Source organism: Vagococcus hydrophili (genome assembly GCF_011304195.1).
GTDB lineage: Bacteria > Bacillota > Bacilli > Lactobacillales > Vagococcaceae > Vagococcus > Vagococcus hydrophili.
Window position 1 is genome coordinate 1,156,633 of sequence record NZ_CP049887.1, and the last position, 14,452, is coordinate 1,171,084.

A 14,452-nucleotide genomic window follows, 5' to 3' on the forward strand; every position below is an offset into this window, starting at 1 on the left:
ACTACTGGATTGGTGCTTTAACTTTTCCTATCTCCCTAAACCGCCATCTCAGCAGCCTTTTCTTGTTCTTCTTTCAGCAACTTATTATCATAAAACTTAATAAATGGTAACCAGATAAAGAAGGCTAGAATCGCACATAGCACTGCTAAAACTGCTGCTTTCCAGTCGCCACCACTACCAACGAAGGCACCAATTCCAACTGGGGAAGGCCAAGGCATTTGAGCGAGCATTGGTTTAACAATTTCTAACTTAATAGCAAAATAAGCAAGTGAAGCAGATGCCATTGGTGCTAAGAAGAAAGGTACTGCTAAGTAAGGGTTATAAACAATTGGCATACCGAAGATAATCGGTTCATTAATATTGAAAATACCAGGAACTAATGAAGCTTTTCCTAATACTTTGAGTTGATCTGATTTTGCCAAAAAGGCGATAAAGATGATTAAGCCAAGTGTGGCACCAGATCCACCAACTGTTACGTAAGAGTTATTAAATTCACCAGCAAGTGGAATTGAAGCACCATTCGCATTTGCTGCCATATTAGCTAAAACAATCGGTGTTAAGAATGAAGTAATGATATTAGCACCATGAATCCCAACAATCCAAAGGGCGTGAATTAAGAAGTAAATCACCATAACACCTAACCATGTGTTAGTTAAATTAGTAACGAAGCCAAAAGGAATAGAGATGATTTTGAAAATATCTGTTCCTAAAGCAACTAAAGTTCCATTGATGATCATCACCACAAAAGCAATGACAAAAGTTGGAATTAAGGCTGTAAATGAACGAGAAACACCTGGTGGCACAACGTCGGGCATTTTAATGACCCATTTTCTCTTAACACATAAAACGTAAAGTTCAACGGCAATATAAGACATGATAATACCAGTGAAGATTCCTGATGTTCCTAAACGTTCTACAAATCCACCCATTCGAATCCCGTTAACCACTGTTTCTGTGTCAGTGATACTTGAGATTAGAGAAATTTTACCGTCAGATAAAACAAGCTCTGGAATACACATAAAGAAGGCAAAAACAGCAAGTAGGGCACCAGTTAGTGGATTGACTGCCACTTCTTGTTCATCTCTTTCAATAGAAGTTAATTCATAAGCAAAAACAATAGCAAAATAAATCGATAAAATTCCCATAGTCATGGTGTTAACAATCATGTATAAATCGCTAACTTTAAAGAATGTGGCATTGAAAAAACCTTCAAGAGCTGGAAATGGTAAAGGTAAAATATTTAAAACTAAGAACATGGAACCAACAATGGTAAATGGAATAGACGCCATACCGGCTGCCATAACAGCTCTAACTATTTTTAACTGGGCAATTTTACTCATTGGTCCCATTAAATATTTTTGTAAAAAGTTAAACATTGTATTACTCCCTTCTTAAATCCCTAGTAATTTTTCGTATTTTTTAACGCGGTCATATTGTTTATCTTGGTTGTGTTTAATTTGATTTAAACGTTGAAGAATAAGTAAACATAAGATCATACCAACTAATAAAATAAAAATAATCGAAAATTTCCCTCCTTTGTCTTGATTCATAAAAAAGAATAGTTCTTTGAATAGCGGGGTGAAGCTGATCATCATTAAAACAAGGTTAGCTCCTAGTTGTATTTGGTAATATTTTTTAGTTAAGGGAGCTTTATTTGTCGGTTCTCGGTAGAGTTTGACTTGTTCAACGATTGGTAAAAGAGAAGTGCCTAATAATAATAAAGGAATCATAAATCCTGAACTCTTTTGGTAGAGTAAAAAAACGAGCCAATACAGATTAGAAAAGAAAAAGAGAGCAGTGGTATAACGAATCATCAAAAAGCGATTGTAAGCCATGACTTTAAGGCTCATTTTCTTTTTGTTAAGTTCAGCTGTGTTTTCCATAGTAGCTCCTCCTTTTAATGTCGATCTTGGTATAAAAATTCCATCTCTTTTGCGACTTCTAATAAAGTCATGGTTGTCATAAGATGATCTTGTGCATGAACCATGATGATTTCCATCTCAATTTTTTTCCCACCAGCATATTCTTTTAATAATTTAGTTTGGGATTGATGAGCGATTAGAATGCTGTCGTTAGCTTCGGTTAGTTTTTGGTCTGCTGTTTCAAAGTCTTTTAATCTCATAGCAGCAAAAGCCTCATGAATTAGTGTCCGGGCATTGCCACTGTTTAGTATAATTTCAAATGCTGTGACTTGCAGTTCTTCACTTGTGGTTATTTCTTCCATTTAATCTACCTCCTGTTGGTTCGCTATTTTTAGAAACTCAGTTTGAAAGTTATTGAAATTGGGATTATCTAAAATAGCTTGTTGTGTGTTTAAATCATCGACAAGTTTAACGATGGTTTTGGTTAAATAAGTAATTCCTTCGTTTTCGATATATGAGGGAGAAATCAGAAAAACAAACTGGATACGTTCGTTTTGTTCCCAAGTCATCCCTTCTGGAATAATTCCAACAGCCATTTTTGTTGTAATGCCTATGGGTTTGGCTGGATGAGGAACAACGATGCTATCACTAAAAATTGTTTGTCCCATATTTTCCCGTTGTTTCATTTGAATCGTCATTTGGTGAATATAATCAGGATCTTTTTCCTCATTCAATTGTTCTAATAAATCCAGTAATACCTGTTTTTTTGTAATCGGTTGTGTATAGACTTTAAAATGATCTTCTAAAAGATGTTCATTGATGTAATGAGTTCCTTTTTCGTTGATTAAAGTCGTTGAATTTTTTTCTTTGAGTGATGACTTAATATCGATTATCTTTGTTTCTTTTTTGATTTTTTCAATGTCTTGAGTGTTTAAAAAGACGCTAACATGGACGACTGGAACTTTGAATAAGACAGAAGATAGGTTGATTGAAGAGATAATTAAATCAATATTTGCCAAACTATCTTCATTGAGTTCGTAATATCCTAAAACATCCACAACATTGAGACTGTTACTAAATTCATTGTTGACGCGATTCCGTAAAAGTTGAGCACTTCCGTAACCAGTCGCACAAATGATGAGTACCTGTAATTTTCTAGTATTTCTATTTTTTTCAATGGCAGCCATCACATGGAGTGATAGATAGGCCCATTCGTCCTCATTAATCGCGTATACTTCGAAGATTTTCATTGATTGCATATGCTTTTTAGTTAAATCAAAAGCCTCTGAATAATTTTTTTTGATGTCTTCTTTTAACGGATTTTTTAAGCTGATATTTTTATCTAAGCGGACGAGCATTGGTTTGATATGTTCCAATAGTCCGTTATAAAGCTGATAGTCATCCATTAAATTAATACCAATGTCTAAAGATAATTCTTGAATCATTTGGATGAGTGCTTGATGAACTTTTTCATTCTTGTGGCTAGATGTTTGATTGGATTTTGCCATTAAATGGAGCGTGAGATAGCCAACTTCTTCTTTTGGGAATTGAATGTCTAAGTTGGCTTCGACTCGGTTCATAATTTTGGTTGCGACTTTATGTTCTTTTTGACTGGTTTCATCAACAACAATCCCTGAATGTTTGAGTTCAAACCCTTCCCTAATTCGTTTAATCGCAAGAGAGAGGTGGAGCACAAGATTTTGAATGATAATATCTGAGAGTTTCAATCGTTCCTCTCTGGCTTCATCTAGAATGATGATAGTGAGTTCTTCAAAAGAAATATCCTCAAATAAATTGCTACTACTTATCTGTTCTTTGAGTGGATTCCGATAGTTTTTACCAAAAAAATTATCCATAATGAAATGTCTTTTTTCTTGTTCAAGCCCTTCAACCCAAAAGCCAGTACCTGGTTTTGTTTGAATAATGAGATGGTAATCTTTTAGGCGTTCTCGAATTTCATTGACGTCTTTTGTGACACTAGATTGACTAATGAAGAGCCGTTCTGACAATCCTTCAAAAGTTAAAACGGCATCTTCAAGTAGTAATTTATTTAGAATATAATTTTGTCGGTCTTCAATTTCCATGACTTGAGGGCTATCGCCTCGAATAATAGAGCCGACTTCTTGTTGTTTTAGAAATAAATCAAAGGTTCCCCGGTGAGTTATTTCCAACTGATAACCATGACCTGTTTTTGAATGAATCCGCGCACCATGACTTACAAGTGTTGGTTTTAATTGATTGATATAGGTTCGAATGGTTCGATCAGATAGAGATAATTCTTCAGCGAGTTCTTGACTTGTGATATACGCCTCTTGGTTTTCCAATAAGTATTTGATAAGATGTTGTTCCTTTTGATTCATCAAATACACCATGTCTTCTACAGACTTTCTTCGATAAGTTCGGCCATTTTTTGAATGCCAGTTGGAATTGGCACGTAGGCTTGGAAAGGAATGCCGACTACAGGTTTATTGACAGCATCACCTAATTTTTTAAACTTATCGAAAAACATCGTTGTTTGAGGGCTGATTAAAAATAAATCAAAATCACTGGTTTTGATCATGTTATCACCTTCTGTTGCTGAAACGGCATCGACTTCAATCTCAAGTCCTTTATCCTTAAAGTAAGTCGTTGTTTTTGAAGCCATCATTGAAGATGACATTCCTGCGGCGCAAATAATTAATGCTTTTTTCATGTGTGTTTCCTCCTAGTTATAGTTGTTCGCCATTACTTTGAATGACTTGTTGATACCAATAAAATGAGTCTTTTCTACTACGTTCTAATGTTCCTTGTCCTTGATTGTCTTTATCAACAAAAATGAAACCATAGCGTTTTTCCATTTCTCCTGTTCCTGCTGAGACTAAGTCAATACAACCCCAAGGTGTGTAGCCTATTAAATCAACGCCATCTTCAATCACTGCTAGGCGCATTTGCTCGATATGAGCTTTTAGATAATTGATACGATAAGTGTCATGAACAGTACCATCAGCCTCCATTTTGTCATAGGCACCAAAACCATTTTCAACAATGAAGAGTGGCAAGCGGTAAACGTCAGTCAACCAATTTAAAATATATCTAAGACCGACTGGATCGATTTGCCAACCCCAATCTGATCTTTCCACAAACTCATTTTTAATCAAATCTTTTGTTTCATCGTAATCATAAAATGAATTTTCAGAGCGGTGTTTCGTGGCATGGGACATATAGTAACTAAGACCGATGTAATCAACTGTTCCTTTTTTTAGATCTGCCAAGTCTTCGTCTGTGATATCTAAAGCAATCTTATTTCTCTTCCAGTAATTGAGAATATGATTTGGGTAGCTTCCAAAACAATGAACATCTGCAAAATAATAACGTTTTTCCATAATTTTTAATGCCATTAAATTATTTTCAGGCTGACAACTTTCAGGATAAACAGGGGACATTGCCATCATACAACCAATTTCAAAATCAGGATTAATTGCTTTTCCGATTTGAACGGCTTTGGCACTGGCAACTAATTCATAATGAGCGGCTTGATACATGATGGCTTCGCGGTTTTCTCCTGATTGATAAAAAATACCTGAATTTGTAAAGGGTGCAAAATCTTCATTGAAGTTAGCCTGATTGTTAATTTCATTAAACGTCATCCAATATTTAACTTTTGATTGATAGCGTGTGAAACACGTTTCAGCAAACTTAACAAAGAAATCGATGAGTTTTCGATTTCTGAAACCACCATATTCTGTCACGAGATGATAAGGCATTTCAAAATGAGATAAGGTGACAATGGGTTCGATATTATGTTTTAGACACTCATCGAATAAGTCATCATAAAATTGTAAACCAGCTTCATTTGGTTTCTGTTCATCTCCTTTAGGAAAAATTCGTGTCCAAGCAATGGAAGTCCTAAAACATTTGAAGCCCATTTCAGCAAATAATTTGATATCTTCTTTATAGTGATGGTAAAAATCAATGGCTTCATGATTAGGATAATACTCGGAATCTAGAACACCTTCTGTAATAGATCGGTAACTAGTGGTACTACCAACAGTCATAACATCTGCCACACTGAGACCTTTTCCATCAACATTCCAAGCACCCTCTAGTTGATGAGCCGCCACAGCACCACCCCATAAAAAATTGTTTGGTAATTTATCAGTCATTTTATCACTCCTGTTTTTTATTTGACTTTATTATAGAATGTTAGCGTTTTCTTATCAAAAGTTAATTTTCCTTAAGATTAAGGAAATAAAGTGAAAGTTGCGTATATAAAAGTTATCTTTCACCGCCAAATACCCTCAAATGGCGGTGGAAAAATAAATTTGGCGGAGAAAAGTGAATAAATTTAAGAGTTTTTAACGAAATGTGTTAGAATAAACAAGAAATAAATGATGTTTAAGTTCAAAGAAAGCGAGTCAAACAATGGCAGAAAAAACTTCAAAAGAGAAAATGTTAGATTTAATTAAAAGTAAACAATCAGGCGGACGTTCTAAAACAATGGCTGATCCTAAAAATGACGTAAAAAACATGCGTAAAGGTCCAAAGATTTTTAATTAGAGATGAAATGAACTTCCAATTATTTGGGAGTTTTTTTATTTTAGCGAGTGATTTAATTATTATTTACGTATATTGTTAATGATATACTAGGAAAAGAGAAAAGCTAAGATGACATAATAAAAGAGGTGTGTGACAGTGCATGAAATACAATTTTTAATGTATGAGGCGGATAGGTCATCGATTTCACGTCATTTAAAACTATTTTTGAAACGCAGGAATTAGATAAAACAATGGTATGTGCAGAAATTGCACACACCACTCAACACGGAGCAATCGCAGGGAAAACTCAAACTAGTAAAGTTAAATACTACAATTTAGACGCAATTATTTCTATTGGCTACCAGGTTAACTCACAAAAAGCTACTAAATTCCGGATGTGGGCGACAGAAATTTTGAAAGAGTATATTCAAAAAGGTTACAAAATTGATGTTGGTCGAATGAAGCAAGGAGAAAAAATGTATAAAATATAGAATAAACTAGTTATTCGGTTTAAGAGATGTAAAGGCGCTTGAGAATAGCTGGCGGAACTGCACTAGTTTATTCATAAATATTCCTAACCAATGATGAACAAATTAAAATTGGAAACTTATTCAAACAACTTGATGAAATTATTATTCTTCAAGAGCACGAATTATCTTTATTGAGAAATCAACAGACAGTTTATTTAAGATACTGAGTGAGTTAGGAGGAACAACAGAAAAATCTACAAAATAATTAGAAGAGTTTATGCGGTTATTGGGGTAATAAATAAGTAGTTACACGAGTCCCTTTAATATTTTAAAATATGGATAGAATGTTAGTATGAGGAGTGTATGAATGAGAACATCAAAGTCATATTCAAAGTCAGTTTATTATTCAGGCACAGAAAAATTAAAAATGAAACAACGAGTTGAATTTGAAATATTGCCTAAAGTGAAGTTGAAGAAAGCTCTTACGGTGGATGAACAAATTAGTTATATGGAATATAAAGGCATCAAGTTTAATATGACGAGCAAGCAAGAAGCTAAGAAAATACTAGAAAATTTGAATTATTATTTTAAAGTATCTGTCTATAGAAAATTCTTTAATAAGAACAATGCTAGTGGATATGACTTGTTGGATTTCAAGATGCTGACGGATTTAGCTTCTATCGATATGGGAGTCAGGTACTTTTTATTGCAATTGACTTTGGATGTCGAACATGCTGCAAAGGTAGCTTTAATCAATGATTTAACTAAAAATTCTAGAGTAGATGAGTATTTAATTGTGACCCAGTTTAAAAATACGGACAAAAATTATTTTAAAATGATCTCAAAAAGATTTTCTGGAACGAAATATATGAAAGACTTTCATGATAAACGAAGAGATCAAATATCCTTTTGGGTTTTGATAGAGTTACTTGATATGGGTGGTTTAGTTAAATTTTTAAAATTCTATGTAAATAATCCAATATATAACACAAAGCCGATTGCGATAAATGTTAAAAATGCTAGTAGTCTATTGGTGTATACAAAAAATATAAGAAATTGTACAGCACATAGTAATCCTTTTATCTACAACATTTTTGAAAGACGAGTCCCTGCAAGTAATCAATTGGTATCCTATGCGAATGTGATGGGAATTGATAGTAATACAGTTAGATATGACAAGGTGAATGATTTGGTATCATTGTTTCATCTGCATAAGTATTTATGTAGTGAGGAGTTAAGTGGTAGAAGAAAAAGGGAAGGTTTAGAGTTAGTTAAACGAAGTAAACGACTAGGAGTCTATTATAAAGGAAATGTTAAACTAGAGAAAACAGTTGAAATTTTTAATATTTTACTTGATTGTTTAAATTGAGAGAGTTATGATTAGTAAACAATGAAACAACCTGTAATGGGTTGGCTCGCATAGTGATGTTTCACTGTGGGGTTAATAATTAACTAGTTAGATATACGTATTTAACAAAATGATCCCACTTCTAAGGAAGTGGGATTTATTTTTTGAGTCACTAAGTCGATATGAGTTAGAAATAGTGTGATAGATGAGAAACATCAGAAACACAAAAAAATTAGATATAATCAAAATGAGCACTATCTAAATTATTAGAGGTGCTTTTTATTGTGCTGTACATAATACTTAATGATTTGTTAGGAGAATAAAATAGAACATCTTTTAATAATTTGGAAGGTGTTTTTGTTTTATCTAGACTAAACTAGTCATCATTCACCTATCTTAGGTATGACACTAGTTAATTATCACATGTCAAAAGAACCAGTTGCCCTAAGTGATAGTCGCATCAAAAAGTTAAAAGGTGTCACAGATCCTATCCTATATAGTATTGCAGCAGAAATTAGTAAAACAGGAGAAGTTGCGTATCAAGAAGGTTTTTTAGAAGCATTGATTGAGGCGATTGAAATTAAATACTAATAAAAAAGAAGAAACCATAAAACTAATCACAGTTTTATGATTTCTCTTTTTTTGCGACATTAATGATGTTGTGGGTTTGTCAAGTTAAGTGTGTAAATTCCTTAAAAATAAAAATAGAAACTCAATTTGACAATGAGTCGTCCTGTGATAATCTCTAGGGATAAGAGGGTATTTTTAATAAACCTCTTGTCCCGATAAAAAATCGCAGGACGAGAGACTCGTTGTCAAATTTTATATGTCTCACTTATTTTGATTAGTAACGATTATATTTTTCGACACGTTTTGAAAAAGAGTCGTTGACCGTTAATTGGTTAAGCACCATAGCCCAATTATGAACATGCCCACCTTCCCATTTACTTTGAAGTTCTTTCACTCGAAGATATAATAGCTTAAGAAGGGCATTCTCATTAGGGAAAGCTCCTTTTTTAGTTACCTTGCGGAAACTAGAGTGAACACTTTCTACAGCATTTGTCGTGTACATTATTTTTCGAATAGCTGAGCCGTAATCAAATAATTGTTCGACATGGTGGAAATTTCTTTTCCAAACATCAATAGCTCCAGGATAGACTACCCACTTTGTTTGAAAGGTATCAAAAGCTGTTTGAGCCGCTTTTAAAGAGGAGGCACTGTAAAAAGACTTCATATCCTTACAAACCTCTTTATAACTTTTACTTGGCACATAACGAAGGGCATTTCTAACTAAATGGACCAGACAACGTTGAACAACAACACCTGGGAAAATAGCCTTGGCTCCATTCTCAAGCCCTGATACACCATCCATTGAAATAAAAAGAATATCTTCAACACCACGTTCTTTAATCTCATCAAAAATCTGCATCCATCTATTTTTCGATTCTGTTTGATTTAGCCAAATACCTAGAATTTCTTTATTTCCTTTTAAATCATAACCAAGAATTGTATACACCGCACATTCTTTCACTTCATAATTTTCTCTTAGAGTGACATACATACAATCGACGAACAAGAAAGCATAGCATTTGGCCAGAGGCCTGATTTGCCATTCCTCAAGTTCTGGTAATATTTGATCTGTGATATCCGACACCATATCATGAGAAATAGTAAAACCATAAATATCTTCAATTGTCGAGGCAATATCTCGTTGACTCATGCCTTTGGCATACATAGAAAGAACTTTTCCTTCAATACTTGAAACGTCTCTGCTTCTTTTAGGAATGATTTCTGGCTCAAAAGAAGCGTCTCTATCTCTAGGAACCTGAATGTCTAATTCACCAAAACTTGTTTTTAACTTTTTATTTCCATATCCATTCCGTCTGTTTTGAGTTTCTTTTTCTTGTCTTGACTGATTCTCATAACCTAAATGATTATCTAATTCTCCACGTAGCATTGCTTCAAACATCGGTCCGAAAACATCTTTTAGGGCTTCTTGCATGTCTTCAACCGATTCTGGTTGATAGGCATCAATAATTGATTGAGCTAACTTCGCTGATTTTTGATCTTTTTTCTTTTTCGTCACGACTTACCACTCCTTTAATCTATTGTAAAAAAAGAAAAACCGCGAAGCAACCCACTACCTAGGATGGTAGGTTACTTACACGGTTTATATTACACTCTCGATGTTGTTAAAAATAATCAACAGTTCGTCTTCATTAGCGACTAATGAGAGCTTGTTCATCAATTTCACTTTTTCATTTTCAGAACTATTAAAAGAAAAGAAAGTTATGTAATCAACATTTAATGACGTAATGATTTTATCTAATGTATCAACTTGTAAATTTGGATTTTGTCCTCTCTCAATACGCCCTAAAAAACTACTGTCAATTCCTGCCTTATTTGCTAGTGCTTCTTGTGTTATATTTTGTTGTATTCGCAACTCCCGTATTCGTTTTGCAATTTCTAAACCAAAGATCATAAATAATCCCCCTAATAAGTTTCACTCCCTTAATCGTACCGTTTACCATTAAAAAATATTAGTGCTTTTAATACCTGTTAAAAAATTAAGTAGGTATTGTGAGTCCTTACTCTCGGTGTTCCTACTCTGTATAATATAGGGTATATAAAAATAAAGTAGGAGGAGTTTTTTAATGAAAGAGACAAGAATGTCTAGACTGCACGGAACAGAAGAACCAAAGTATCGTGCTAAGATGTATAAATCAGGTAAGCACTGGGTTGTTAAAGGGATGTTATTTTCAGGGTTATTACTAGGTGGTTCAATGTTTGTTAACGCAGAAACTGTTAAGGCAGATGAATGGGTAGCAAACTCTGTGGAAACAATTCAAGCAAAATTAAAAGAAAATCAAACCTCATATACCTTTGAAGAAGGGGATACTTTTTATAATATTTCTTTAGCTGTTAATGTGAAATGGCAAACATTAATGGAAATCAATGGATTTGAAGAAGGTTCTCAATACAGCGTTCCTGTTGGGACAACAATTACGTTTGATGGGTCAAAAATTACCGTGACAGATAAAGATGGTAAAGTGGTTAACGAAGTTAAATTAACCAATGAAGATAAAGTTGATCAATCTAAAACATTTGCTAATCAAAAAAGTGATACACCGTCAAAAGAAGTAACTAATCAAAAAAATACAGCCACTAAACCAAACGTCAATCCTAACACAAACACTACTAACGGGAAAAAACCAGACAGTAAAGTGGATGACAAAGACGTAGAAAATGCTAAAAAAGAGAAAGAAAAAGCAGAAGAACAAAAGAGAAAAGAAGAAGAAGCTAAAAAAGAAGCAGAGCGCCAAAAAGTTGAAGCTGAAAAGAAATTAACAGCAGAATTGAATAAAACCAATTCAGACAAATTAAAAGATTTAGAAGCTAAAAGAGCTCAAACAGAGCAACAATTAGAAGAAGCTCAAAAAACAGTGGCAGATAAAACAGCAGCCATTGCGCCAGCTCAAGAAAAAGTGAATCAAGCACAAGTTGCTGTGAATCAAGCGCAAGATGCAGTGGATGCAGCAAATGGACGAGTGAGTAGCGCTCAAAGTAAAGTGGATGGGGCACAAGCTGAGTTAAATGCAGTAGATGCGGAGATTCAGGCACTGAAAACACAAGCAACAGAACTAGAAGACGCTACTTCCCAAGCTAAACTAGCAGAATTAAACACACGACGAGAACAAGCTCAAGCTAATTTAGGCACTTATCAAGCAGAATTAGATACAGCTAAAGCAGAATTTATGTCTTTATCAGCACAAGCGACAGCAGTAAATGCTAGTCTTGCCGCTTCTCAAGCGGAACTTAATCAAGTGTTACAAGACCTAGAAGCAGCGCAAGCTAATGTAAGCCAGGCTCAAAAAGATCTATCTAGTTTACCAACCAATGTAGAAGCCGCTAATAGTGAGGAAGCTAAAAAAATCCAAGCAGAATTAGCAGCACTTGATGCTAAAATCAAAAAAATTGATGCAGAAATTGCTAAATTAGAAGATAAGATTGAAGTATTAGATGCCCAAATTAAAGGTGTAGAAATAGACGCTGAAAACAGTCAAGAGTATGCAGAAAAGGTTAAAGAAAAAGCAGATAAAGTCGATGTTGACTCAAATGTTCCAGAAAAAACAAAAGAAGAAGCTAATGATATCAAAAATGAATTGCCAAAAGTAGAAGACAAACGTCCTGAAGTTCGTCGTGTGGAAAAAAATATTGATGAGGCAGGCAATGAATTAAATTCGTTAGATGGCTTTGTATTCGTATCAAAAGGTGAAGCTGTATTAGTTATTTCAGAAGAAAATGGGAAAACGATTCATACGTATACCACGACAAGTGTGTATCATAAAGTGATTAATACAGATAAAGAAGTGACGATTAATCAAGATACTGAAGGTAACGTGATTGAAGGCTCATTGAATAATTACGAGTTAGTTTCTACAAGTGAATCAGTTAAGACGGTAGAGACATTAGCAAATGGTGATACCGTAACGACTTACACAACAACGAACACTTACAAATTAAAAGAAGCAGTGAAACCAATTGAACGTCATGAAACAGTGAACAAAGATGAAGCAGGTAATGTGATAACAGGTTCGTTAGCTGGCTATACATTAGTAACACCAGGAACGCCAAACTTAGTTGTATCAGAAGAAAATGGCAAAGTCGTTCATACATATACAACAACCAATATTTACCATCAAAATGTTAATACAGACAAACACGTGACGATTAATAAAGATTCTGATGGCAATGTGATTGAAGGCTCATTGAATAGTTATGAGTTAGTCCATACAAATGAACCAGTTAAAACGGTTAAAACATTACCAAATGGAGATACCGTAACAACTTACACAACAGTCAAGACGTATAAACTAAAAGAAGCAGTGAAACCAATTGAACGTCATGAAACAATTAATAAAGATGAAGCAGGCAATGTGATAACAGGCTCGTTAACAGGCTATACGTTAGTAGAATCTGGAAATTCGGTCATAATTGTGTCAGAAGAAAACGGAAAAGTCGTTCATACGTATACAACAACCAATATTTATCACAAAAATGTTAATACAAATAAAGAAGTGACCGATAACAAAGATGAATCAGGAAATGTAATCACAGGTTCGTTGGATGGTTATAAATTAGTAACAAAAGGTGAAGCGGTAAAAACTATTGAAACGTTATCAAATGGAGATACTGTAACTACTTATACAACGACTAATGTATATCATAAATTGATGAATACAGATAAAGAAGTGACCGTTAACAAAGATGAATCAGGAAATGTTATAACAGGTTCGTTGAATGGTTATAAATTAGTTAAACAAGGTGAAGCGGTAAAAACTATTGAAACCTTAGCGAATGGAGATACTATAACAACGTATACCACGACTAATGTACACCACAAAATCGTTAATACAGATAAACAAGTAGTTATCAACAAAGACGATAAAGGAAACGTAATCACAGGTTCCTTAGCTGATTATGAATTAGTAACAAAAGGTCAGCCAGTAAAAACAGTAGAAACATTGGCAAATGGAGATACAGTTACAACTTACACAACAACCAATATTTACCGTAAAAAAGAAGTAACTGTAAAAGACCCAATCATTGAAAATATTAAAGGTAAAGATGATCAAGAAATTAAAGACATTAAAAATCAAGTTAAAGTAGATGATACTGGGGTGTCTATTGAACAAGGGGAACAATTAACAGATGCAGAATTGACGCAAAAGGTTGCTGATAATTTCATCCTTAAAGTACAAGCAGAACAAAACCAATATGGTGAGAATGAAATAAATATGACAAATGATGGTAAAGCTGGTGGCGTTTCAGGTGCTCGAGCAGTTGAAGTGATGTATTTATTTGACCATGAAACTCCAGGCGAAATGTTACTGGATGGTACATATGCTCCAATTTACAACGTAGGTGATGAACAAATGACATTCAATTCTGAAAATATCGCCCAACACAGAGTTTCAAAAAAACAAGTAGATGGTGATTCAGATAAACTAGCAGAATTAATTGCTGATCAAATGTTTGAACAATACATTGAAATGGAACGTGAAGCTGCTAGAAATGATGGACCTGGTCAATCAGAGCATTATGAAAATATCATCATGAGTGACTACTCTGATATGAGTATCGGTATCTTTGTTGTTGATATGGGATCACACTATGAAATTACATCTGTGGTTTATGTTGGTAATGCAACTGTCTACAGAGGATAAAACTTATAATTTAAATAATCCAACCATTAA

13 protein-coding genes are annotated in these 14,452 nt (G+C 34.1%); 5 read left to right on the forward strand and 8 right to left on the reverse strand.

Annotated features, from left to right (window positions below; genetic code table 11):
- Positions 1–35: 35 nt before the first annotated feature.
- Genes celB through G7082_RS05825 form a run of 6 tightly spaced genes read right to left on the reverse strand, consistent with a single transcriptional unit; the run spans position 36 to position 6,004 of the window.
- Entirely contained in the window at positions 36–1,376 is a 1,341-nt protein-coding gene (gene celB / locus G7082_RS05800) for a PTS cellobiose transporter subunit IIC (protein ID WP_166034205.1), read from the reverse strand.
- A 15-nt stretch (positions 1,377–1,391) separates the two neighbouring features.
- Positions 1,392–1,883, reverse strand: a complete 492-nt coding sequence (locus G7082_RS05805; RefSeq protein ID WP_166034206.1) for a hypothetical protein — start codon at positions 1,881–1,883, stop codon at positions 1,392–1,394.
- Positions 1,884–1,897: 14 nt separating this feature from the next.
- A complete protein-coding gene (locus tag G7082_RS05810; RefSeq protein ID WP_166034207.1) occupies positions 1,898–2,224 on the reverse strand; it encodes a PTS cellobiose transporter subunit IIA in 327 nt (108 codons plus the stop codon).
- Complete coding sequence (locus tag G7082_RS05815; protein WP_166034208.1) at positions 2,225–4,222, reverse strand: BglG family transcription antiterminator; 1,998 nt, start codon at positions 4,220–4,222, stop codon at positions 2,225–2,227. It abuts the gene before it with no gap.
- A 17-nt stretch (positions 4,223–4,239) separates the two neighbouring features.
- The gene (locus G7082_RS05820; RefSeq protein WP_166034209.1) at positions 4,240–4,554 is read right to left on the reverse strand and encodes a PTS cellobiose transporter subunit IIB; all 315 of its coding nucleotides are present in this window, start codon (positions 4,552–4,554) and stop codon (positions 4,240–4,242) included.
- 16 nt (positions 4,555–4,570) lie between these two features.
- The gene (locus G7082_RS05825) at positions 4,571–6,004 is read right to left on the reverse strand and encodes a 6-phospho-beta-glucosidase (RefSeq protein ID WP_166034210.1); all 1,434 of its coding nucleotides are present in this window, start codon (positions 6,002–6,004) and stop codon (positions 4,571–4,573) included.
- A gap of 259 nt (positions 6,005–6,263) precedes the next feature.
- Between G7082_RS05825 and G7082_RS15115 the strand changes: the two genes are divergently transcribed.
- From G7082_RS15115 to G7082_RS05840, 4 genes are all read left to right on the forward strand, one after another.
- Positions 6,264–6,398 (forward strand): hypothetical protein, encoded by a 135-nt coding sequence (locus tag G7082_RS15115; RefSeq protein ID WP_275115401.1) that lies wholly within the window; start codon positions 6,264–6,266, stop codon positions 6,396–6,398.
- 230 nt (positions 6,399–6,628) lie between these two features.
- Positions 6,629–6,868 carry a RhuM family protein gene (gene rhuM, locus G7082_RS05830; protein ID WP_238842697.1) on the forward strand — a complete coding sequence of 80 codons (240 nt, stop codon included), beginning with the start codon at positions 6,629–6,631 and terminating at the stop codon, positions 6,866–6,868.
- Between the two features lie 346 nt (positions 6,869–7,214).
- Positions 7,215–8,216, forward strand: coding sequence for an Abi family protein (locus G7082_RS05835; RefSeq protein WP_166034211.1), 1,002 nt, complete (start codon positions 7,215–7,217; stop codon positions 8,214–8,216).
- Positions 8,217–8,618: 402 nt separating this feature from the next.
- On the forward strand, positions 8,619–8,786 hold the full coding sequence (locus G7082_RS05840; protein WP_166034212.1) for a hypothetical protein: 168 nt from the start codon (positions 8,619–8,621) through the stop codon (positions 8,784–8,786).
- 253 nt (positions 8,787–9,039) lie between these two features.
- Here G7082_RS05840 and G7082_RS05845 read toward each other — a convergent pair whose 3' ends face one another.
- Both G7082_RS05845 and G7082_RS05850 read right to left on the reverse strand, forming a co-directional pair.
- Entirely contained in the window at positions 9,040–10,281 is a 1,242-nt protein-coding gene (locus G7082_RS05845; protein ID WP_166034213.1) for an IS256 family transposase, read from the reverse strand.
- A gap of 84 nt (positions 10,282–10,365) precedes the next feature.
- Positions 10,366–10,677: a helix-turn-helix domain-containing protein gene (locus G7082_RS05850; RefSeq protein WP_166034214.1), complete on the reverse strand. Its 312-nt coding sequence runs from the start codon at positions 10,675–10,677 to the stop codon at positions 10,366–10,368.
- A gap of 172 nt (positions 10,678–10,849) precedes the next feature.
- Here G7082_RS05850 and G7082_RS05855 point away from each other — a divergent pair, with 172 nt between their 5' ends.
- Complete coding sequence (locus G7082_RS05855) at positions 10,850–14,422, forward strand: LysM peptidoglycan-binding domain-containing protein (RefSeq protein ID WP_166034215.1); 3,573 nt, start codon at positions 10,850–10,852, stop codon at positions 14,420–14,422.
- Positions 14,423–14,452 lie beyond the last annotated feature (30 nt).

Bases quoted from the DNA above. Each gene is read 5' to 3' on its own strand.
- celB (WP_166034205.1), bottom strand. From the start codon at position 1,376: ATGTTTAACTTTTTACAAAAATATTTAATGGGACCAATGAGTAAAATT.
- G7082_RS05805 (WP_166034206.1), bottom strand. From the start codon at position 1,883: ATGGAAAACACAGCTGAACTTAACAAAAAGAAAATGAGCCTTAAAGTC.
- G7082_RS05810 (WP_166034207.1), bottom strand. From the start codon at position 2,224: ATGGAAGAAATAACCACAAGTGAAGAACTGCAAGTCACAGCATTTGAA.
- G7082_RS05815 (WP_166034208.1), bottom strand. From the start codon at position 4,222: ATGAATCAAAAGGAACAACATCTTATCAAATACTTATTGGAAAACCAA.
- G7082_RS05820 (WP_166034209.1), bottom strand. From the start codon at position 4,554: ATGAAAAAAGCATTAATTATTTGCGCCGCAGGAATGTCATCTTCAATG.
- G7082_RS05825 (WP_166034210.1), bottom strand. From the start codon at position 6,004: ATGACTGATAAATTACCAAACAATTTTTTATGGGGTGGTGCTGTGGCG.
- G7082_RS15115 (WP_275115401.1), top strand. From the start codon at position 6,264: ATGGCAGAAAAAACTTCAAAAGAGAAAATGTTAGATTTAATTAAAAGT.
- rhuM (WP_238842697.1), top strand. From the start codon at position 6,629: ATGGTATGTGCAGAAATTGCACACACCACTCAACACGGAGCAATCGCA.
- G7082_RS05835 (WP_166034211.1), top strand. From the start codon at position 7,215: ATGAGAACATCAAAGTCATATTCAAAGTCAGTTTATTATTCAGGCACA.
- G7082_RS05840 (WP_166034212.1), top strand. From the start codon at position 8,619: ATGTCAAAAGAACCAGTTGCCCTAAGTGATAGTCGCATCAAAAAGTTA.
- G7082_RS05850 (WP_166034214.1), bottom strand. From the start codon at position 10,677: ATGATCTTTGGTTTAGAAATTGCAAAACGAATACGGGAGTTGCGAATA.
- G7082_RS05855 (WP_166034215.1), top strand. From the start codon at position 10,850: ATGAAAGAGACAAGAATGTCTAGACTGCACGGAACAGAAGAACCAAAG.